The sequence below is a fragment of the Aggregicoccus sp. 17bor-14 genome (genome assembly GCF_009659535.1).
In the GTDB taxonomy this organism is placed as follows: domain Bacteria; phylum Myxococcota; class Myxococcia; order Myxococcales; family Myxococcaceae; genus Aggregicoccus.
The window spans coordinates 657,641-679,075 of the sequence record NZ_VJZZ01000001.1; the positions used below are offsets into that span (position 1 = coordinate 657,641).

The following is a 21,435-nucleotide window of genomic DNA, read 5'->3' on the forward strand; positions in this document are numbered from 1 at the left end:
GGCCCGAGCGTTCCAGGCGCAACCCTCCCGAGGAGCGCGCGCATGGAGCAGGCCCGGACGCCGTTGAATGCCCTCCGCATCGCCGTGGCACTGATCCAGATCGTGCACCCGCTGCACGGACTCTGGAGCGGCGGTCACTTGGGCGAGGACATCGCGGGCTTCGGAGGCTTCCTGAGCAGCGTGGGCCTGCCCTTCGGCGTGGCGCTGGCGTGGCTCACCATCCTCGTACAGCTCGCGGCCTGCGGAGCGCTGCTCGCGGGGCGCTACGTGGTGCCTGCCTGCCTCGCCCTCATCGGCATCCTCGCGGCCGGCATCGTGCTCATCCACGCGCACGAGGGCTGGTTCGTCGTGGGCGCGGGGCGCAACGGCGTGGAGTTCAGCGCCCTGCTCATCGCCTGCCTCGCGAGCCTCGCGTGGGCCTCGTGGCCTAGGCCTTCCCGCACACGCTCCACAGCAGCCGCTCGATGACGAGCTTGCCGCTGGCCGAGGACTTGAGCGCGAGGTCCGACTCGGCGCACGCGACGAGCGCGCCGAGCAGCTCCTTGCGCCCGTAGCGCGCCGCCGCCTGCATCCCGAGGAAGGCGCCGTAGGGGTGCGGCGCGCGGCCCTTGCTCGCCTTCGCCTCCTGCTCGACCTTGGGGAAGATGCGGCTCTTGAAGTCGTCGAAGGAGCGCGGGGGCGCGCCCTGCGCGTAGCGGTTCATCCGCTCGTGGTTCTCCAGCAGCGTGCGGGTGATGGAGGCGACGGCGCCCAGCAGCTGCAGCGCGTGCGTCCCCTGCCCCATCGCGTCCTCGGCATAGGCGAGCGCCGCGCGCAGGTCGCGCTTCTGCAGCGCGTCCGAGAGCTCGAGGAACTCCTCCTCGCGCGCGTGGCCCACCAGCAGCGCCACGTCCTCGGTCTCGATGACGGCGCTCTGCACGTAGAGCGCGAGCTTCTCCAGCTCGCTCTGCAACAGGCGGATGTTGCCGCCCACCCGCTCCTTCAGCGCCGCCTCCGCCCCGCGGCCCAGCCGCTTCTTGAAGGGGCGCAGGAACTCGGCCGCGAGCTCGGAGATGTCCAGGTCCTTCAGCCGGCTCGCCACCTTGCGCTCGACGAGGCGCCCCTCCTCCTTCGCGAGCTTGAGCAGCGGGCTCTTCGCGTCCACGTCGGTCGCGGCGAGCACCAGCGCGTGACCCGGCGGCACGCCCTTCTGGAACAGCTCGAGCAGCGCGCTCGCGTCGCCCTCCGGGGCGCTGATGCGCTCCTCGCGGCAGAAGGCAGCGGCCTCGCGCAGGAAGGCGAGGTCCGCCTCGGCGAGGTCCACGTTCAGCTCCTCCTTCCACGCCTCCACGCCCGGCGCGCTCGCGCCGTCCGGGTCCAGCTGGTCCACGCCCCAGCCGGCGCGCGCCGCGAGCGCGAGCAGGCGCCGCGCCCCCTCCTTGCGCTTGCCGGCCTTCCACGCCTCGCGCGCCTTGCCCAGCGCATCCCCGCGCCCCTTCTTGGGCGCGAGGAACTCCGGGTCTCGCACCAGCACCACCTTGCGCCCGGGGAACAGGGGCATGGTGGCGAGCTCCTGCGCGGCCTCGCGCGGGGAGGCCGCGTCCAGCACCACCAGGTTCAGCCCCATGGCGGCGTCCGGCACGAGCAGCTTGATGAGCTCGTCCGCGCCCTTGCGCACGAGGTACTCCTCACCCCAGAGCAGGTAGAGCGGGGCCACCTTGCCCGCCTTCGCCTCGGCCAGCACGTCGTCGAGCTCCACGCTCATCGGGCCTCCATCATCTCGATGAGCATCCGCTCCAGCTGCAGGCGCGGCGCTCCGTTGCGGCCCACGATCGCCCCGAGCGCGCGCTCGAGCAGCGCGAAGCGCCGGTGCAGCCCGGCCTCGGAGAGGCGGCCGGCCACCTCGCGCGCGAGCGGCTCCAGGTCCTGGTTCGCGAGCCCCGCGCCGGCGCCGGTGCGCGCCACCGCCACGTCGCGCGTCCACAGCGTGAGGATGGTGAGCGCCTGCTCCGCGTCGTCGCGGCTGCTGCCGTGTTCCTCGGCAAAGCGCAGGAGCGGCAGCGCGTCCCCGCCCCACAGCGCCTCGAAGTCCGTGATCAGCTGCTTGCGCCGGCCCAGTGCCTTCACGTCCAGCGCGAGCGCGCGCCCGAGGCTGCCGCCGGCCATCACCGCCACCAGCGCCGCGGTCGCCGGGTCCAGCTTGCGCTCGGCTTGCACGCGCTGGGCGAGGAAATCGAGCGGCAGCGGGCCGAAGGGCACCTTGCTGCAGCGGCTGCGGATGGTGGGCAGCAGGCGATCCAGCGCCGAGCACAGCAGCACCAGCGTGGTGTCCGAGGGCGGCTCCTCCAGCGTCTTGAGGAAGGCGTTCTGCGCCTGGGTGTTCATCGCCTCCGCGCTCGCGACGAGGGCCAGCTTGCGCGGGGACTCGAGCCCGCGCAGCGAGAGGCGCTCCTGCAGCTGGCGGATCTGCTCCACCCGGATGTCGCGGCTGGGGGTGCCGCTGATGTCCGAGCGCCCCGCGAGCCCGCGCTCCACGCGCTCGGCGTCCGGCATCAGCCACAGCACGTCGGGGTGGGTGCCCTTGGCGATGCGCGTGCAGCTGCTGCACACCCCACAGCCCTCGAGCGGCTTCTCCGGACAGGTGAGTGCCTGTGCGAGGCCCACCGCCGCCAGCTCCTTGCCCACGCCCTCGGGGCCGACGAAGAGGTAGGCGTGGTGCACCGATCCGCCACGCAGGGCGGCCCGGAGGGCCTCGACTGCGCGCGGCTGTCCGAACACCGAGGCCAGCGTCATGGGCGCTGTGTATCCCCGCTCGGACGCCGGAGGTCAACCGCCCGCTTGCCCGCCGCGGCTTGACCCCCTGCCCCCGGCTGGGCAGAGTCGAGCGCGCCCGTGCTTCCCCTCCTCCAGAGCAACCTCTTCCTCTTCGCGGGCGCCCTGCTCGCGGTCGTCCTGCTGGCCGTTCGCGCGGGCACCTCCGACGCGCTCTTCAAGCGCGACCTGCGCGGCGCGCTGGCGCTCATCCTCACCTTCCTCGCGCTGAGGCTGCTCTCGTGGGTGGTGCCCCTGGAGCACTTCCCCAGCCTGGGCAAGGCAATCCAGGTCTCCTGGATGCTCACCTTCGCCTTCGGCATGGTGCGCGTCGCCGTGTCCTTCGGGCTGAAGCTGCTGCGGCTGCGCACGCCCGTCACCACGCCGAAGATCCTGCGCGACGTCATCGACTTCACGCTGTACGCGCTCGTCACGGTGCCCATCCTCCGGGCGCAGCTGAACCTGGACCTCACCGGCCTGCTCGCGACCTCTGCGGTGCTCTCGGTGGTCATCGGTCTCGCGCTGCAGGAGACGCTCGGAAACCTCTTCGCGGGCCTGTCGCTGCAGCTCGAGCGCCCCTTCCAGGTGGGCGACTACGTGAAGGTGGGCGAGTACACGGGTCTCGTCGCGCAGATCGGCTGGCGCGCGACGCGCATCGAGAACTTCCGCCGCGAGAGCATCACCCTGCCGAACAGCCTCGTGGGCAAGCAGGCCATCAAGAACTTCTCGCGCGGCGGCGAGCCGGTGGGCCAGGACCACTACATCACCCTGTCCTACGACGCGCCGCCGAACGTGGTGAAGAGCGTGCTGCTCGACGTGGTGCGCAGCAACCCGCTCGTCCTGCAGGACCCGCCGCCTTCGGTGCGCACCAACGCGTACGAGGAGAACGGCATCAAGTACATGATCCGCTACTTCGTGACCGACTACCTCACGGCGGACAGCGTGATGGAGGACGCGTACTCGCGCCTCTGGTACCGGCTGCGGCGCGAGCGCATCGAGGTGCCCTTCCCCCAGCGCACCATCCGGATGCAGCAGGCCGGCGCGCCCGCGGGCGCCACTGCGAGCCCGGATGACGGGATGATCGAGGTGCTGCAGGCGGTGGACCTCTTCGCTCCCCTGCCCCCGGCGGAGCTGGAGCGGCTGCGCCACGAGGTGGTCGAGCGCCGCTTCGGGCGCGGCGAGCGCATCCTCCAGGAGGGCGAGAGCGGCCACACCTTCTACCTCGTCGCCTCGGGCGAGGTGTCCGTGCGCACGGGGCGCACCGGCGCGGAGATCACCCGCCTCAAGCGCGGCCAGTACTTCGGTGAGATGTCGCTGCTCACCGGCGAGTCGCGCTCGGCCACGGTGGTCGCCGCCGAGGACTCGGTACTGCTCGAGTTCGGGCGGCCCACCTTCGCGCGCCTCTTCTCCGAGCACCCGCGCCTCGCGCGCCAGCTCTCCGCGCTGCTCGCCCAGCGCCGCTCGCAGCTGCGCGCGGTCGCGGAGCACGCAGGCGGCGCCGAGGCCCACCCCGAGGAGCGCCGCATCCTCGCGCGCCTGCGGCAGATCTTCGGGCTGTCCGGAGACTGACGCGTCGCCCTCGCGGAGAGCGCCACGGGCTAGCCGGGCGAATCCTCGGGAGGCGTGTTCAGCAGGTCGTGCAGCATTGGGGCGTTCGGCGGATTGAGGACCCACTCCTGGTCGCCCTTGCGGAGCGTGAGCGTGAGGGTGCCCTTGTCAGGCCCATCCTCGATCACCCGCACGCCATCGAGCACGGCGAGGAAGCCGAAGACGGCGGCATGCGAAGCCATGGCCGCGACACCCCGCACCTGCTCACGGTCCTGCTCGCTCAGCCCGTTGTACCAGGCGCTCGCCGCTACGAGCTTGGGAGCGGGACGGCGACCCGGTGGACGCTCGAGGAGCGACACCGCCGCGCGCACGGCGCCCTGCATCACGACCTGTCGCACCACTTCGACGAACTCCTCTGGGGTCATCTTCGACCAGCCTCACCGACGAGGAGGTGCAGCGCCGCCTCCCAGCGCGTCCGCACGACGTCCCCGTGATTGCCTAGGGACTTGTTGCCACCCGGTCCACCGCGCTCAGCGCGCGCCGGCCGAGGCCGCCCCGCTCAGCTGGGAGAGGGCGGCGTCGTCGATGCGCACCTGTGCGCGCTGCTCCAGCCCGGCCACGAAGGCGTCGTAGGCCTGCTTGCGCCGCTCGCGGCGCACCCGCGGCTCGAGGAGCTCGCGCGCCTCGTCCAGAGAGGTCTCCGAGGCCGCCCGGCGCTCCAGCACCGCGACCACGCGGAATCCGTCCTCCGCCTCGACCACCTGGTCGAGCACGGTGCGTGGCGCCGTGCCGGCGAAGGCGCGCTCGGCAGCGGGCGCCCCCAGCACTGCGGCCAGCTGCGCCTGCGTCATGAGGGGGAGCTCCCCCCCGAGCGGCCGGGTGCGCGGATCCTCCGAGCGCCGGCGAGCCAGCGCGGCGAAGGCCTCGGGGTCGCGGGCGAGTGCCGTGCGCGCCTCGGCGAGCAGGGCCTCCGCGGCGCGCCGCTGGCGCTGGCGCAGCGCTGCGTCCTTCGCGGGCGCCGCGAGGAAGATCTGCGCGGCGCGCACCTGGGCCGGATGGGACAGCGCGTCCTTCTGGGCCGTGAAGGCGGACTCGAGCTCACCGGGGGCGAGCGCACGGGCGCGCTCGGGAGCCTCGAACTCGCCCTCGAGGAAGGCCTCGAGCAGCGCGCCGTCACACTGCCGGGTCACCGCGGGGCGGTGGTCGTAGCCCTTCTTGCGCGCCTCGGCGAGCAGCACCTGCTCGCGCGCCATCCGCTCCACCAGCTCGTGCAGCCCGGCGGGCGTCGCGTAGGTCTCGGCCACCAGCGGCCCCTCCTCGCGGATCCGCTCGCGCACGGCCTCCGCGTCGATGCGGCCTCCCTCGAAGGTGGCCACCGCTGGGCCGCGCGCGGGCGCGGCACCGGGAGCGTCCGCGCCACCGTGCCACGCACCCACCGCATAGCCACCTGCCGCCCCCAGCGCCACCAGCACCAGGCCCACGCCCCACTTGCGCGCATCGCTCATCGGCTCGTCACCTCGTCAACCCTTCGCTGGTCCTGCCCAGGCCCTGCTAGGGAACCGACAGCAGGAAGATGTCCTTGCTCCCCACGCTCGTGCGCTCCGCGTCTCCGAAGTGCACGCTGCCCTCGAAGCTGCCCACCACGGCCACGTCCGCGCCTGCGGAGGCTGCATCCACCGCAGCATCCTCTCCGGTGCTGCCGAAGACGGCGGACCAGCGCGGGGTGCCGTCGGTGCCGTAGCGCGCGACGAAGGCCTGCTGCCCCAGCCCCGCGCCCAGGTCCACTGCGCCGCTGCCGAGGTCCGGACGGCTGCCGTAGCTCGAGCCTGCGAGGACGAGGTCGCCGCGCGCGTCCAGCGCGGCTCCGCCCAGCACCTGAAGGTCGTCACCGCCGTAGCTGCGGCCCCAGCGCACCGCGCCCGTCGGGGAGAGCGAGAGCAGGAACAGGTCCGCGCGAGACTCGAAGCCCACCGTCCCCACGTCGGTCAGGGTCCCGGCGTACGAGCCCGCCACGAGCACCTCTCCCGTGGCGCTCGCGCGCAGCCAGCGCGGCACCGCGCGGGCCGCGGCGGGCCGCGTGGGCTCGTAGCCCCACACCCAGGCGCCGTCGGCGTCCGTCGCCGCCACCCAGAGGCTGAAGGTGCTCGAGGCGTCGTCGCCCGCGAGGATGCGGCGCCCCAGCCCATCCGTGGCGAGCGCGGCGGGCCCCTTGCCCTGGGCGCTCACCGAGGCGAGCTGCCCGTCCCCCCCGAGCGAATAGACGAAGCCGGCGGTGAGGAAGGTACAGGGCGAAGGGCAGTCCTCCGCCGAGTAGCCCTGGGTGGTGTCCCCGCCCACCAAGAGGGCGCCGCTCGCGGCCGCGTCGAGCAGCGTGACGCGCTCGTCGCCGGCGCCGCCCAGGCGCCGGGCCCAGCGCGGCGCGCCGGACGGGTCCAGCCGCGAGACGAGCAGGTCCGTGCCACCCGCGCTCGTGAGGCTCTGCGCTCCCAGCTGCACCGTGCCGCTGAAGCTGCCCGCCACCAGCAGGTCCCCGCCCGCGAGCGCCCGGAGGCGGGCGTCCGTGCCCAGCTTCGGCAGCGACCGGCCCCAGCGCAGCGTCCCTCCGGCTCCGAACTGCGCCACGAAGACCCCGGCGGCGAGCGTCTGGCCGTCCACCCGCGCGTCCTGGGCGAGCACGCCGAGTACCGTGGCGTTGCCTGTGGCGTCCCGCGCCACCGCGAGGGGGACGTCCGCCCCCGCGGAGCCGAAGCTGCGCGACCAGGTGCCCGGCGGAGCGAAGCCCGCCACCACCTTGGCGGCCCCCAGGTCGAAGGTGAGCCGGCAGCTGCCCGTGCCCGAGCAGGCGCCGCTCCACCCGGTGAAGGCGCCGCCCGCGGCGGGGCTGGCCTCGAGCGTGAGCGTGCTGCCAGCCTCGCCCTCGAGCAGGCACGCGGGGCCACTGCAGCGGAACGTGCCGCCGGTGGCGCGCACCTCGCCGCCGCCGAGCCCGCCGATGGCGACCGTGACGACCACCTTGCCCTGCTCCCCCGGGCCTCCCCCTCCCCCGCTCCCGCCACCACAGGCCGCGAGTGCCGCCACCGCGCCCCAGCCCAGCCTGCTGATCGCCCGCACCGCTCGCTTCATGGCTTCCCTCCGCTCAGGCGGACAAACCGAGCTCGCGCCGCGCCTGCGCGAGCGAGAGCTCCTTCTGCCCCGGAGGCAGCGCGTCCCCGGTCTCGAGCAGCGCTGCCTCGCCCTCGTAGAACTCGGGCGTGAAGAGCTCGATCCCGAGCCCGCGCGCGTAGCGCTCGAGCATGGGCGCGGTGAAGCGGTCGCGCACCTTGCGCGCCTTGTACGCCTCCGGCTCCTCGAAGGGCTGCGGCTCTCCCTGGGCGGTGAACACCCAGCGCCCGCCGTCGTTCATCACGTAGACGGTGCGCACGTGGTTGAGGAAGTAGCCGGGTTTCTCCGACACCAGGTCGAAGCGCACCTCGCCAAAGCTCACCACGCGCCCGCTGGCATCCTCCACCTGCGGGACGTTGGAGAAGAGTGCGCCTCGCACGCCGAGCACCTCGCTCAGGTGCGAGACCGGGGGCGTCACGTCCGCCCCTCTGCTGTTGCTCAGCAGCACGGCCGTCCACGCGGAGCGCGTCTGCACGAGCAGCATGCGCCTCCAGGTGAAGGCGAGCGGCTCGAGCCGGCCGAGGTGTGCCACCAGGGGAGCCCGCCCGAGGTTCACGGCGGGTCGGGCCTGGCGCACCTCCGCGAGCCACGCGGCGAAGGCGTCTCGGACGCGCCCCAGGGGCGCGTCCAGGAAGCCCACACTCATGGTGAGAGGCCAGTACTGCGGAAGCAACCCCTGAGGTGACTCGGTGCTCACGTTCACTTGTCCTTGATGATCTTGAGCTCGACGTGGGCGTTGGGGTCGTTCGCCTTGATGCGCGCCTCGTGCCCCGGACCGCGACCCGAGCTGGGCGAATCGTACTCCACGTTGAAGCGCTTGCCGTTGAGCGTGTACTGGAGGTCCGGACGGTTGATGCCCACACGCTCGCCGGCGGCGTTCACCTGCTGCTGGTTGACGCGGATGTCCGTGGCGCCCTTGGCCCGCGCCGCGCGGATGTCGCGCGCCAGCTCGGCGGCCTGTGCGGGGGACTTGCCGATAGGGGCCTGCTGGCCGTTCGAGCCCACGCCGTTGTTGGCGCGCGGCGCGGTGGGGTTGACGTCCACGTCCTGGGGCAGCCGCGGTCCCGGAGGCTCCACGGGAGGCGCCCGCATGGCGCCCGCGAGCGCCTTGCCCGCGCGCGAGCCGGCGTAGCCGCCGACCGCTCCACCCACGAAGCCGCCCGCGAGCTCGCCCGCCATGTACGAGCGTTCGCGGTCGTTGAGTTGTCGGCCTGTGCCCACCTCGCGTCCGGTGGCGATCTCGTAGACCGCCTTGCCGGTGGTGACCACGGCCACGCCCACCAGCGCGCCGCCCACCGCCGCAGCGACGACCGGCGAGGCCACGGCCAGCGCCGCGCCGATCACGATGCCGCCTGCCAGGCCCCACGCGCCTCCCTTGACGAAGCCCTTGCCGGCGTCGCTCCAGGAGACGTTGAAGAGCCCGGTGGGGTCCACGAAGACCAGCGGGTTGTTGTTCGCGTACGCGTAGAGCGCCAGGTTCACCGGCGTGAACACGCCGCCGTTGGGAGCGCCGTCCAGGTAGTCCGAGTGCATCGGATCCGGGCTGATCCAGCGCGCGTGCCGCGAGTCGTAGTAGCGCGCCCCCACGTAGGTGAGGCCCGTCTCCTCGTCGAACTCCTTGCCGGTGAAGAGGTAGTTGGGCGCCTTCGCCGGTCCGCCGTCGTCGTCGTTGCGCTGGTCGCGCCACACGTCTCCGAAGGGGTAGTACTCCACGTGCTCGTGCACCTTGCCCAGCTGGTCGGTGATCCAGCTGGTCGAGCCGAGGTGGTCCGGGTGGTAGTAGTACGTGGCCGGCCGCACCGCAGGCTCGCCGTCCGGGTCCTCGCCCGGGGTCGGGACGATCACCGGGCACTTCTGGGGTTGGTCGTCGCTGGGCTCGCAGCCGTTGACGTTGCCGGTCCCGTTGGTCAGCACCACCGAGCCGGGAGGCCCGCTCATCCCGATGTCCCCGTCCGGGACGGGCATGAGCTTGGAGGCGAGGCGGGTCTCGCCGGCGAAGATGTGCTTGGTGCCGTGGCGCTTGCCCTTGATGGAGAAGAACTGGCCGAGCGAGATGCTGGTCCCGCCGCGGCCCAGCTTCACCACGCGCTCGCCCTGCGCATCGTAGAAGAAGCGCGTCGTGTCACCGCCGCCGTGCACCACGGCGCGCAGGGTGTTGTCCTGGGTCCAGACGTAGCGGCGGTAGTGGTTGTGCGTCTCCGGAGAGCCGGTGGTGCCGTCGGTGTCCGCGCAGCCCGAGCCATTGACGGTGCGGCACTCGACGAGCGTGTTGCCGTTGAGATCGTAGGTGTAGAGCGTGTCGCCGATCCGGGTGGCCCGGTGGGGCCCGGTGCCGCCGTACTCGTAAGCCTCGTCGTGGTTGGAGGCGTCCGGACGGGCCGCGTTGGCGCCCTCCGGGCGGCTGCTGAGCAGCTCGTGCACCTGCGTCTTGTGACGCATGTTGTGGATGTCGTCGTAGGCGAAGCGGGAGGCGAACCGGTCGATGAGGCCGGGGCGCGCCAGGGCCTCGCCCGTGGCGGAGGTCAGCCGGTACAGCTCGTCGTAGCTGTAGCTGTAGGAGACGGAGCCCGAGTGGCTGCCCACGGGCTGGCCGAGCGCGTTGACCAGGCCGGTGACGTTGCCCACGCGATCGTAGCGGTAGCTGATCGCCTGCAGGGTGCGGGCGCGCGGCGTGCGCGTGGTCACGGTGGCGAGCCGGCGATTGAGCGGATCGTAGCTGTACGTGGACACCACGCCGTTGCCCATCACCAGGCGGGTGCGCTGGCCGAAGACGTCGTACTCGGTGGAGCGCAGGTAGGTCTGCGACTCGGCCGGGGCATGGGCGGAGCCGGGGCGGTGGCCGGTGGCGTCGCGCAGCAGGCCGCCCGCGTCGTAGCCGTAGCGCAGCACCTCGCCGTCCGGATAGACCATCCCGAGCATCCGGCCGAAGGCGTCGTACTCGAAGCGGGTGGTGAAGGTGCGCTCGCGGTCACCCGGGCGCAGCGCGCGCACGGTGCGGGTGGAGCGGACCATCTCGCCGAGCCGGCCGTAGCCGCGCGTCTCGCTGCCCGCCTCGTCGTCGATGCGGACCAGGCGAGCGGCGGCGTTCTCCGCAGCGCCCGGCGGACCATAGGCGTAGCGCAGCTCGTCCGAGCCGGGCCGCTCCACGCGGATGAGGCGGTTGAAGTCGTACTCGAAGCGGATGGCGAGGCCCGCGGCGCGCAGGTTGGGCTCCACGCGCTCCACCAGGTTGCCGGCCGCGTCGTAGCGCAGCTCGGTGAGGCCGGTGTCCGGGCCGTCCACGAAGGTGCGGCGGCCGAGCAGGTCGTAGCCCGTGCGGGTCACGTTGCCCGCGGCGTCCGTGACGCGCACCAGCTGCCCCACCGGATCGCGCTCGTAGCGCGTGAGCGGCGCGCGCCCCTCGATGTGCTCCTCCACGGCGTCCAGGTTGCTGTCCGCGCCGCGGTAGAGCACGCGCACGTTGAGCATCGGGTCCACCACGGTGGAGCGCAGCTTGAGCGGCCCGCCACCGGGCAGGGGCGCGAAGTCGTAGCTCATCCGGGTGACGGAGCCGTCGGCGGTGGTGGAGCGCACGCGCCGGCCCAGCACGTCGTATTCCTCGGTGCTCGGATGGATGGGGAGGCCGGGCACGTAGACCTGCGTGGGGGACGAATCGAAGAAGGTCTGCCCCTGCACGCTCAGGCGCCCCATCGCGTCGAAGGCCACGTGGCCGCTCACGCTGTGGCCCACGATGTGGCCCTCGAGCTCCACGTCCTTCTTCATCTGCAGGGGGCGGTTCAACCCATCCATGAACAGCGTGGTGTCCAGGGTGCGGTCCGCGCCGCGCTCGTTGGCGTCCGGCAGCAGGTGCGCGGTGGTGGCCCAGGCCGGGAAGTCGGTGTGGCCGTAGGTCACCTCCAGGGTGGGGGCGCCACTGCGCGACTCGTAGGGACTCCACACCCGCACCAGCCGGCCGAAGGAGTCGAACGCCTGCTCGGTGACGTTGCCCGTCACGTCCTGGGTGCGCACCGCCTGCTGGAAGCGCAGGTCGTAGTCCACCTGCGAGGTGTAGCCGAACGAGTCCGAGATGGTGGTCGCGAGCGCGCGCGTGACCGGGTCGTACTGGTAGCTGACCTGGTAGCGCTGGCCGCGGGCGTTGGGAGGCCCGGTGAGGGTCTGGAGCAGGCCGTCCGCGTTCCAGGCGAGCAGCGACTCGGAGCTCTCCGAGTTGGAGATCTTCGCCACCTGGCGGACCAGGTCTCCGTGCTCGTCGTACGTGGCGCTGCGCTGGCGCATCAGCGCGCCCGGCGAGGCGGGCGAGCCCGCGCGCACCTCGACGCTCTCCACCTTGCTCTCGATGTGCAGCGCCGCGAGCGCGCTGCTCGTCGCGTACGCGATGCGGGCGTGCAGGTCGTCCGAGGGGTCCGCGAGGTCGCCCAGGTCCTCGACCAGGGTGACGTTGCCGGTGGCGAGGTCGTAGTGCAGCACCTGGGCGGACGCGAGCCCCGGGGCATTCACGTCCTCGGTGCGGCCCTCGTACTGGCGCACCTCCGAGCGCTCCAGCGGCGTGAAGGTGGGCGCGCAGTAGTCCGCTGCGGAGAGGAAGAAGGGCGCGTACGCCATGCACTGGGCGAGCGGCGCCGCCAGCGGGGTGGTGGCCCCGTAGGTGTTCACCGTGGCGCCGAAGAGCTTGTTCGCCGCGTCACGGGTCTCCTCGCGCAAGAGCAGGCCCTTTCGCGCCACCGTGTCGTTGGCGAAGGTCTGGATGACGCGGCTGCCGTCGGGGTTGAGGCGCGTCACCGTGGAGAAGCCGAGGAAGTCGCGCTCCGCGCGGTCGAAGTGGCCCCCGTCGTAGGTGTAGCGGGTGGTCAGGACGTGGCCCTGGGTGAGCTCCCCCGTGCCGTCCTGCACCTGCACCTGCGTGAGCACGTGCCGGCTCTCGGGCATCTGCACCGTGTTGCCCACGCGCTCGTAGGCGAGCGAGATACTGCCGCCCAGCGGGCGCTTGATCCGCTGCAGCAGGTTCGCGCCGGCGTAGCCGTTGATGCGGGCGTACATGGCGCTGCGGTTGGCGGCGCTGGGGCCGGGCCCCATCCCCAGCAGCGAGCTGACCTCCTCGGTCTTGAGCACGTGGTCCGCGAGGCCGTCGCCGTTCACGTCCTGCAGCGCCAGCTCCACGCCGGACACCCGCTCGGGCGTCACGTCTCCGCCGAAGGAGAAGTGCAGCACGGGCGTGCCGAAGGGCGGCAGCGGCACCGGGATGGTGTAGACGAAGCCCACGCTGGGCACGCGGCTGTGCGTGCCGCTCGCCTCCACGGTGTCGATGCCGTCCTGCAGCCCGAGCGCGTTGACGGCGGCGCCCAGGCCGGGCGCATCCAGCTTGAAGTGCGGGTCCACCACGCCCTGCGGCCACGCGGGCACGGGCCAGGTCTGCTCCGGCGCGAAGGCGTAGCCGAGGTTCACCTTCACGTGGAAGGCGTTCTCCCCGGAGGACTTGCGCACGTAGTCCGGCAGGCCGTCACCGGTGACGTCCATCAGCACCACCTGGGTGCCGCTGAGGCTCGAGGACCAGTTGGCCGTGACGCCGTAGTCCTCGGCGATGGTGAAGCCGAGGTTGGTCTCCACCGTCACCGCGGAGCTGCGGCGCACCACGTCCGGGCTGTTGGCCGAGCCGAGCGCCCCGCGCGCGTCCGAGCCGCCCTTCGTCTCGTCGTCGTCCGCATCGTCGGGCGTCTCCACGCCCAGCTGGGAGGCGAAGGGATCGTACGCCCCGTTCAGGCTCCACGAGGCCACCGGCAGGGTGTCCTCGCTGCTCGCGAAGCGGCCGCCGAGGTTGAGCCGCACCCGGAAGCCGCTGCCGTCGCGGCGCACGCGGTCCGGCAGGCCGTCACCGTTCACGTCCACCAGGTCCGCGTCCGTGGAGGACAGCGTGGCCGCGAGGCCCACGCCCACCGAGGTCGGGAACATGGCGTGCATGCCGCGCACGTTGCCGCCCGCGCTGGTGTCCGGCACCGGCGAGGAGAGGCCCAGGCCCGCCGAGGCGGTGACGTCCGAGCTCTCGCTCAGCTGCGGCCCCGAGCCCGGCACGGTCTTGCGCAGGGACAGCTGCTTGAGGTGCGTGAGGCGCACCCCGTTGCCGCCCTTCTGCCCGCTGACGACCACGTCGAGGATGCCGTCGCCGTTCATGTCGCGCACGTCCATGCGCTGCGACGTGCGGCCACTGCTCACGTTGAACGAGAGGCCCGCCGGCCCGTAGGAGGCGCCGATGCCCGCGGCGAAGCTGGTCGAGGTGCTGGCGCGCGTGGTGTCACCCACGCGGAAGGCCGCATCCACCGTGCGCACCGCGCCGCCGGGCGCGCTGGCCACGGTGCCCTTCTGCCCGCCATGCATGCTGCCCCGGGCGACGAAGGTCGCGCCGTCGGCGCTCACGTACGCAGGCTCTGGCTTGAGGCCCACCAGGTCGTCGTACAGGCGCGTGCCGGTGCGCCGCGGAACGAGCGGGGCGTAGAGGCGCAGCCGGCGCGCCACGTCGCTCTCCTCGTCGCGGATCTGGCCCTTGGCCTCGTGGAACTTCGAGCGGTCGTCGCCGCCGCCCAGCTCCAGCTGGGCGTCCGAGTAGAAGAGCTCGCTGTCGAAGGGCTCCTCGGGGCGCGCGGCCACCCCGTCCTCCGGGCGCGCGGCGAGCGCCTGGCGCCCGCCCCACAGGCCGTAGCGCCAGCCGTGGAAGCCACCGCCGAAGGGCGAGGCCCGCGGCGCCACCGGCGGCAGCAGCGGGCCGCGGTAGCTCATCTCGTTGGTGAACTGGCGCGGCACGCTGAGCGCCATGCGCTGCGTGCCGCCGTTCGAGGTGGCGTACTCCAGCTGGGCATCCACCTCCCAGGAGGTGCCCCCGGCGGCGGTGGGGCTGTGGGCCTGGAAGGAGATCTGGTCGCCGGCGCGCACGTCGAGCGAGACGTCGCGGCTCTCGTTGCGGCGGTGCTTGAAGAGCAGCCGGTTGCGCATCCGGGCGCTGAAGTGCTGGTCGCTGCCCGCGGCGTCGAAGGCGGTGCCCGCCGCGCTGTGCAGGGAGAGGCGGCCATCGCGAGGGATGACGAGCGGGCGCAGGGGAACGTCCTCCACCGCGGTGTGCAGCGGCAGGAAGGGGTCCGCCGCGAAGCGCAGCCGCGGCAGGTCGCGTGCGGCCGGCGCCGCGCACACGCCGTGCGCGTCACACACCTCGCTCATCTCGCCCTTCATCTCCCAGCGCACCGAGGCGGGGTCGATGGGGAAGTCCGTCTCCATGCGGAACACCAGCGAGTCGCCGCTCGAGACCCGCAGAGACTGGCTGAGCACTTCGTGGCCCACGCCGCCCGCGTAGTCGCGCAGCAGCAGGTCGGTGGGCGCGCACGCGCGCGAGGTCGGCGGCTGGGTGGCCGTGAAGTGCTGCAGGCAGATGCGCACGTCGTCTGCCGCTCCGTCGCTCGCGTAGCTGCCATCCACCTGCAGCAGGCCCGAGCGCGGCGCCTGCACCGCCACCAGCGGGCCGCCGGCCAGCTTGAAGTCCGCTGCCGCGTCGAAGGTGAAGAGCGAGGCGCCGGTGGCGTCCGTCAGGGTCGCATCCGCGGCGGACACGCCCCCGCAGCCGCCGCTGCAGCCGGTGTAGCGGACGACCGGGGCGAAGGAGGTCTCCTCCAGAGGAACGCCGGCCTCGCTGATCGCCACCTTGCGCAGCGTGCTGAGCACGAAGTACAGCCGCTGGCCCTGCTGCACCGCGACCCCGGTGCGCGAGACCGCGGTGGGCGCGGTGGCCGTGGCGGGCCTCAGGTACTCGGCAAGCAGCTCGCTGTTGCGGTAGATGCGCAGCCGCACGCCGTCCGCGTCCATGCCGGTGAGGCTGCGCCCCGGCAGCCAGGCGAGCGCACCGGAGATGTCCACGGTGCCGGTGAAGGGGGCGGTCCACTCCTGGAGCGCATCGCTGGGGCTGAAGTCGCGCTCCACGTCGCGCGCAGCCTGGGCCACGGCGGGATCGTCCTGGAACAGGTCCTTCGCGCCCGCGAGGTTGCCGAAGTCGAGCGCGCCGGTCACCGCCTTGGTGGGGCTGAAGCAGAAGGAGCCTGCGTTGCACTGGGGCGTGCCGCGGGGCTGGTTGAAGAGGATGGTGCCCCCGTTCACGAAGTCGACGAGGCCGTCACCGTCCGCATCCAGCGTGAAGGTGGAGGAGCGAGTCCAGCTGGATGTGGTACCCACGTTGGCCGAGAAGCCGCTGAAGGTGGCCTGGAGGGCCGCGTTGACCGACTCGCCGGTCTCGCCACCGAGCGACAGCCCACCCCCCACCGGGCGCACCGCGCCGCCGGCGTTGGGATCTCCCTGCGGCGCCACCGGTCCCAGCCGCGAGCGGCCCGGGTCGTTGAGCTGCACGCGCAGGCCCCCACTGCCGGCCACCACGCGGTCCGGGAGCCCGTCCCCGTTGATGTCCATCAGGCTGGCGTGCGTGGTGCTCTCGCGGTGGTTGAAGCCCACGCGCGCTCCCACCGAGCCGGCCTGCTTGTCGATCGTGAAGCCGATGCCGGCGTAGGCGTGCGCCCCGAGCGCCCACTCGCTCGAGGCCGTGGCCGCCTCGTCGTCCTCCTGGTCGAAGTCGTAGCGGGCCACCTGCGAGAACGCGCTCGCGCCATGGTCGTCCACGGACGCGTACTCCAGGTCGTGCGCGTAGAAGAGCGCGCCACCGGCCACGCCTCCGACGCCGAACTGCTCCACCCGGGTGAGGCGGGACTTGCCGAAGTCTCCCTGCTCGTAGGTGAGCCGGTACTCGCGCACGATCGTGTCGTCCGTGGGCGTGTTGAGCCGCACCTTCACCGTGCCCAGCCGGTAGCGCGTCACCGTCTTGAAGCCGAGCCTGCCGCTGGTGATGATGTCCGGCCGCTCGCGCAGCGCCGCTCCGCTGCGCTGCAGCTCGAGCTGCACGAGGTAGGGGCCCAGCTGCGCGCTGGAGAGGAACGAGGCGGCGTCCCCCGCGGACGCGGCGCGCTCGACCCTGCCGGAGTACAGGATCTCCTTCAGGTACAGCTGGCGGAAGTCCTCCGCGTTGTTCTGGTCGAAGCGGGTGCCACTCGCGCTGCGGGCATCCTGGAGGTAGCGGTAGAGCGTGAGGTTGTCGTGCGCATCCACCACGCGCTCGAGCGCCCACTGCCCGATCGCCCGCGCATCCGCCGGGTCCGCGAGGCGCGCCCCGTCCGTCACGCCGTACAGGCGCAGCACGCCGTCCTGCTGCGCCACCTCGAAGTGATCCAGCGCCGTGCCCGCCGCGCAGTGCACCACGCGCTGGAAGGAGTGCTCCACGCGCGCGGCGAAGCGGGTGCCGGTCCCACCGGCCACGCAGGGGCCCGAGCCCACGGGCACCAGCTGCTCACCGTCCAGGGTGAAGCGCTCGGAGCCGTCGTGGAAGGGCGCGCCGAAGCGGGTGTCCACCTGCACGCTGGACACCGAGAGATCCCAGCCGACGCCCACCCAGCCGTTGCCCGCGGTGGAGTCGTAGGCGAGCGCGAGCGAGGGGTTGTGCGCGCCGCGTCCGGCCGGCAGCTGCAGCGCGAAGCCCACGCGCGCCGTGCCCAGCCCGTTGCCCGCGGGCGGGCTGATCAGCTCGATCCCCGAGGCGGGATCTCCGGCCTTGAGGTCCTTGATGCTGGTGGGATCGAAGGAGATGGGGCCCGGGTGGTCCGGCAGCACCAGCACCGCGTTGATCATGAAGGTGAAGTGATCGGTCTCGCTCTCCACCTGCTGCGTGGTGCGCAGCACCTGCTTGCGCTTGAGCGGCTTCCACTGCTTGTCACCCGCGTCGTAGTAGAAGGTCTGGACCTGCTCGGGGGGGATGCCGTCGGGCAGCAGCGATGAGTCGTAGGGCAGCCGGATGGTCACCGCCTTCTTGAACTTCGTCCCCGGTGGCGAGAAGCGGTAGCCGGCGTTGGCGGGCGCCGTGACGTTGACCATGCCCGGGTCCAGCTCGGGCACGGCCTCGGGCATCTTGCGCGTGATGCCCACGCTGAGCGGGGCGTCCACCGCGTCCACGGGCGCATCGAACTCGGCGCGCTCCCCGAGCCGCACCTTGCCGCCCCGCACCGCATCCACCTTGCCCCAGGACGTCTGCTCCTCGGCGCCGAACAGCACCGCGTCCGCGACGGCACTCCCGCTCGCACCCACGGCCTCCGCGTCCACCTCGGCCTGCGCGTCGCGGTCCAGCACCACCACGCGCTCGGTGCTGCTGCCGTCGGCGAAGCGCGCCACGAGCGTCACGCTCCACGTGTCCGCGCCCTCCGGGCGGTGCAGCTCCACGCCGAAGCTGCCATCGCCGGAGTCCACCGGCACGCCGTCCACCGTGACGGTGCCGGGGCCCACCGGAGACTCGGCCCACCCGGCGAGGTAGGCGCGGCCGTTGAAGTGCTCCGCCGACAGCCGCCCGCCCGGCAGCGCCCGCAGGCCCACCGGCTGGGTGAGCACCAGGCGCGGCCCGCCGATGCGCGGGCCCACGCCGCTGCCACTGATGAGCAGCTCGGCCACGCTGGCGGCCGGCACGTCCGCACGGCGCGAGGCGGGGAACACGAGCCGCACGCCCTGCCCCGCCCGCCCGTCCAGCGCGAGCGCATTGTGGCCGCGCGCGAACGAGAGCGAGCCGAGGTCCTGCCACGCCTTGCCGTCGTAGAGCGAAGAGCCCACCTCGGTGGCCGGGCTGTCCACGTCCAGCGCGGCGAAGTCCACGGCGGTGGGCCGCGCAAACATCATCTCCAGCGCGCCGCCTCCCACCGCCGCCGAGGTGCGCGTGTCACCGTCCAGCGCGGCCGAGAGCTGCAGCGCCGTCTCGCGCTGGAAGGGGTGCGTGCCGTCGTCCTGCTCCAGCAGCAGCCGCACGTTCTCGAGCACCACCTGGTCGGTGGCCGCGTCCGGGAGGCACAGCGTGACGGTGTCCTGCGGCGTGAGCCACTCGGGGTTCAGCTCGTCCGCGAGCGTGTGCGTCTTGCCCGAGCTGCCCAGCCACAGACCGCCCTGCGCCGGACGCCCGCCGAGGCTGCGCTGCAGCACGGACGGGCGCTGCGCGCCGCGCGCCTCGTACACGAGGTGGGCGCGGCGCACGGTGCCCAGCGGCAGGGGCGCCGCCAGCTGGAAGCGGGCGCAGGACTCGCCGTCCATGCCACGCGGAGAGAGGGTCGCCCCGGTGGGCTGCGCGCTGAACACGTGCACGTTGGTGAGCCCGAGGCTCCCCTGCTCCCGCGAGCGCTCCGCGAGGGCCTGCGTGAGGTCGGGCGGGCGCACCTGTCCCGGCCCCCACAGCTCCAGCTCCTCCACCCGCACGTGCGGGGCGAGCGGCACCAGCGTGACGCGCGCGGTGCGCGTGGTCGCCGGCGCACCGGTCGCCGAGAGGCTCTCCCAGGCCCCCGCCCCGCTCGCCTCGAAGTCCGGCATGCCGGACAGCTCCACGCGCACCGGCCCGCGCGCGAACACCTTCACGCGCTGCAGCTGCACGTCCCCTGCGTAGGGCAGCGTGAGGGCGAGCGGCCCGTCCAGCTCAAGGCCGCGCGTGGTGTCGCGGTCGAACAACGCCTCCGCCTGCACGCCGAGCTTGGACTGCACCGCGGTGGGGTTGAGCTTCAGCAGCGTGGGGGCGGGGTCTGCGGACGGCCCCTGCTGGCAGGAGAGCAGCGCGAGCGCAGCGGCAACGAGGCAAACGGGGGCAACGCGGGTCGAGCTCACGGGGACCTCGTTCACTGCGCGGTGAAGGAAGCGGGCAGGTAGGTGTTCTCGGAGACCGACAGACGTTCAGGTCTCGACACCGATGACTCGTCGACATCCGTCGCGGCCACGTACACGTCGTAAATTTTGCCTGCACTGAAGGTCCCGGAGCCGAAGCGCACGTCGGGCGTGGCGCTCCACTGCCCCGCGACGAAGGTCCCGGCGCGATCCCAGGCGCTGACGTAGTAGCTGCGCGCAGTGGCCACACTGTCCCACACCACCCGCGCCCCACCGGAGCTGGCCGGCGTGGCGCTGGCGTTCGCGGGCGCCGCGAGCGGCGCCGGCTCCGCCAGCGTGAAGCGGGTGGAGAGCCGCTGCCCATCGACGCTCGCGCTCAGGGTGTAGGTGCCCTGCAGCGCTTGGGCGTCGTAGGACCAGAGCAGGTAGTGCGTCGCGTTGGCGGGATAGGTGAAGCGCAGCGGCGCATCCGCGCTGAGGCCAGGACCTACCACCTCCACCGGGGCGGACGCCGCGAACGGCGTTCCGTCCGCGCGCGTGAGGCTGAGCCAAACGGCGAGCCCCGGCTGCACCCGCCCGTAGAAGAACCCTCCCCCCGTTGCCGCAGCGCGCGCGGTCGTGCCGCTGGCGCCGCGAGCGAAGGCGAACTGGCCCTCCGAGACGTGGAAAGCCGCGGGCAGCTTCGGCCGCTGGGCGGCGTCCGCGCGCAGCGCATCCCAGGACGCGCCGAACGCCGTCACCGAGGCCGAGTAGCTGCCCGTGGGCAGCGCCGACACGTCACAGCCGGGGCTCGCGCTGGACACGCCCAGCTGCAGGTTGCCCGCGGCGTACACCTCGCACCCGTAGCCCTGCGCCCCGCTCACCGGCGCCCAGTCGAGGCGCTCGCCATCCGGGGTCAGGTCCACCTCGGGTACCGCCAGACCCGCGCCGCCCGGGGCGACGAAGTGGGCGCTCAGGGTGGCGCCATCGCCGCGCGTGAGCGTCAGCGCGTAGGTCTCGCCGGGCGCGAAGCCGACGTCCGGCCACCAGAAGGCCCCGTACGAGCCGCCCTCGCCTCCCACCGGATAGCTGAGGTTCACGCCGAGCGGTCCGCGCGAGTCCGAGAGCGCTCCCGTCCAGCTCTCGGTCGGGGCGTGGCCGCCGGCGTCGCGCAGCGTGGCGAGCAGCGCCAGCCCTACCCGCCCCGAGCCGTCCTCGTAGCTGCCGCCCGTCACCTGCAGGACCAGACCCTGCCCGGTGTCCTCGCCCAGCGCCGGCGTGCCACCACACCCGGCCCCCAGCAGTGCGAGCGTGAGGGCCAATGCCCCTGCGAAGGGCACACTCCTGTGGGTCACCATGGACAACCCCCTCCGGGCGGTGGCTTGCCTGCTGAGCGAGAGACTGTATAGATCCGTTCACTCGGCCACAATTGCGGGGCTGCCAATACTTTCCAGATTGCCGGAGTAAGGGGAGGTAGGAGATGGTGAGTGTTTTGGTGCTTTTGCTCCTCGGCGCCGCGGCGCCGGCCCGCTCCGCTCCGCGCGCCTCGCCCCCCGCTCCGGCAGCGACCCGCTCCGCAGGTGCACCGGCGCGCCCACCGCCCGCGCCCGCCGCGTCCCCTCCTCCGCCTGCGGCACCGGCAGCTGCCGCCGCCGCGGCGCCTGAGCACCGGCCCTGGGTCTCGCTCGCCGTCGGACCGGGCTTTCCCTTCCGCGACGGCCCGGTCTGGGCGCGCGGCCAGGTGCGCGCGGGGATGCCGCTCGCTCAGCTCGACTCCCACCTGCAGCTCAGCGCCTTCGTGCCGCTCGGCTTCTCCCGGGCCAGCAGCCTCGGCGCGTTCAACTCGGAGAGCCGGGTGGTCGGCCTCGACCTTATCCCCTCGGTGCGACTGGGCCTGCGCGGCCCTGCGGCGCTGGGCTTCTACGCGGACGCGGGTGCCGGGGTGACCCACCTGCGCTACCGCTTCAGCCTTCCGGGCATGGGGACGGCGAGCGGTGCCCGCACGGGGCTCGCGCTGCGGCTGGCCGCCGGAGCGACCTGGACGCTGGGTCCGCGCTGTCAGCTGTTCGCCGAGCCCCTCGGGCTGACCTTCCACACCGCGCAAGAGGGCGTGTTCCGCTTCGGCAACACCCAGTTCACGTCCAGCACGGGCGCGGGCCCCCAGGCCTCGGTGCTCCTCGGCGGAACCTTCACGCTCTAGCCCGGCGCGAGGTCCGCTGTCCGTCCGGCGGAAAACGGAGTGCGGCCTTCCGGTGGCGG

11 protein-coding genes are annotated in these 21,435 nt (G+C 73.0%); 3 read left to right on the top strand and 8 right to left on the bottom strand.

Features of this window, described 5'->3' with window-relative positions:
• Positions 1-42 precede the first annotated feature (42 nt).
• Complete coding sequence (locus FGE12_RS02915; protein ID WP_153864622.1) at positions 43-468, top strand: DoxX family protein; 426 nt, start codon at positions 43-45, stop codon at positions 466-468.
• Here the strand turns inward: FGE12_RS02915 and holA are convergent.
• On the bottom strand, positions 428-1,744 hold the full coding sequence (holA, locus tag FGE12_RS02920; protein WP_153864623.1) for a DNA polymerase III subunit delta: 1,317 nt from the start codon (positions 1,742-1,744) through the stop codon (positions 428-430). The genes FGE12_RS02915 and holA overlap by 41 nt on opposite strands.
• Complete coding sequence (gene holB / locus FGE12_RS02925) at positions 1,741-2,772, bottom strand: DNA polymerase III subunit delta' (RefSeq protein WP_153864624.1); 1,032 nt, start codon at positions 2,770-2,772, stop codon at positions 1,741-1,743. The genes holA and holB overlap by 4 nt, the downstream gene beginning before the upstream one ends.
• Positions 2,773-2,871: 99 nt before the next feature.
• Between holB and FGE12_RS02930 the strand changes: the two genes are divergently transcribed.
• The gene (locus tag FGE12_RS02930; protein WP_194797511.1) at positions 2,872-4,359 is read left to right on the top strand and encodes a mechanosensitive ion channel family protein; all 1,488 of its coding nucleotides are present in this window, start codon (positions 2,872-2,874) and stop codon (positions 4,357-4,359) included.
• Between the two features lie 29 nt (positions 4,360-4,388).
• On the opposite strand, the gene FGE12_RS02935 is transcribed toward FGE12_RS02930, so the two are convergent.
• The 6 genes from FGE12_RS02935 to FGE12_RS02960 form a co-directional block, all read right to left on the bottom strand.
• Entirely contained in the window at positions 4,389-4,763 is a 375-nt protein-coding gene (locus FGE12_RS02935; protein ID WP_153864625.1) for a hypothetical protein, read from the bottom strand.
• 105 nt (positions 4,764-4,868) lie between these two features.
• Positions 4,869-5,843 (bottom strand): peptidylprolyl isomerase, encoded by a 975-nt coding sequence (locus FGE12_RS02940; protein ID WP_153864626.1) that lies wholly within the window; start codon positions 5,841-5,843, stop codon positions 4,869-4,871.
• Positions 5,844-5,889: 46 nt separating this feature from the next.
• Positions 5,890-7,461 carry a hypothetical protein gene (locus FGE12_RS02945; RefSeq protein WP_153864627.1) on the bottom strand — a complete coding sequence of 524 codons (1,572 nt, stop codon included), beginning with the start codon at positions 7,459-7,461 and terminating at the stop codon, positions 5,890-5,892.
• 13 nt (positions 7,462-7,474) lie between these two features.
• Positions 7,475-8,146 (bottom strand): hypothetical protein, encoded by a 672-nt coding sequence (locus FGE12_RS02950; RefSeq protein WP_153864628.1) that lies wholly within the window; start codon positions 8,144-8,146, stop codon positions 7,475-7,477.
• 53 nt (positions 8,147-8,199) lie between these two features.
• A complete protein-coding gene (locus tag FGE12_RS02955; RefSeq protein ID WP_153864629.1) occupies positions 8,200-19,200 on the bottom strand; it encodes a toxin TcdB middle/N-terminal domain-containing protein in 11,001 nt (3,666 codons plus the stop codon).
• A gap of 11 nt (positions 19,201-19,211) precedes the next feature.
• A complete protein-coding gene (locus tag FGE12_RS02960) occupies positions 19,212-20,534 on the bottom strand; it encodes a hypothetical protein (RefSeq protein ID WP_153864630.1) in 1,323 nt (440 codons plus the stop codon).
• Positions 20,535-20,929: 395 nt separating this feature from the next.
• On the opposite strand from FGE12_RS02960, the gene FGE12_RS02965 reads away from it, so the two are divergent.
• Complete coding sequence (locus tag FGE12_RS02965) at positions 20,930-21,376, top strand: hypothetical protein (protein ID WP_153864631.1); 447 nt, start codon at positions 20,930-20,932, stop codon at positions 21,374-21,376.
• The last annotated feature ends 59 nt before the right edge of the window (positions 21,377-21,435 follow it).

Bases quoted from the DNA above. Each gene is read 5' to 3' on its own strand.
- FGE12_RS02915 (WP_153864622.1), top strand. From the start codon at position 43: ATGGAGCAGGCCCGGACGCCGTTGAATGCCCTCCGCATCGCCGTGGCA.
- holA (WP_153864623.1), bottom strand. From the start codon at position 1,744: ATGAGCGTGGAGCTCGACGACGTGCTGGCCGAGGCGAAGGCGGGCAAG.
- holB (WP_153864624.1), bottom strand. From the start codon at position 2,772: ATGACGCTGGCCTCGGTGTTCGGACAGCCGCGCGCAGTCGAGGCCCTC.
- FGE12_RS02935 (WP_153864625.1), bottom strand. From the start codon at position 4,763: ATGACCCCAGAGGAGTTCGTCGAAGTGGTGCGACAGGTCGTGATGCAG.
- FGE12_RS02940 (WP_153864626.1), bottom strand. From the start codon at position 5,843: ATGAGCGATGCGCGCAAGTGGGGCGTGGGCCTGGTGCTGGTGGCGCTG.
- FGE12_RS02945 (WP_153864627.1), bottom strand. From the start codon at position 7,461: ATGAAGCGAGCGGTGCGGGCGATCAGCAGGCTGGGCTGGGGCGCGGTG.
- FGE12_RS02950 (WP_153864628.1), bottom strand. From the start codon at position 8,146: ATGAGTGTGGGCTTCCTGGACGCGCCCCTGGGGCGCGTCCGAGACGCC.
- FGE12_RS02960 (WP_153864630.1), bottom strand. From the start codon at position 20,534: ATGGTGACCCACAGGAGTGTGCCCTTCGCAGGGGCATTGGCCCTCACG.
- FGE12_RS02965 (WP_153864631.1), top strand. From the start codon at position 20,930: ATGCCGCTCGCTCAGCTCGACTCCCACCTGCAGCTCAGCGCCTTCGTG.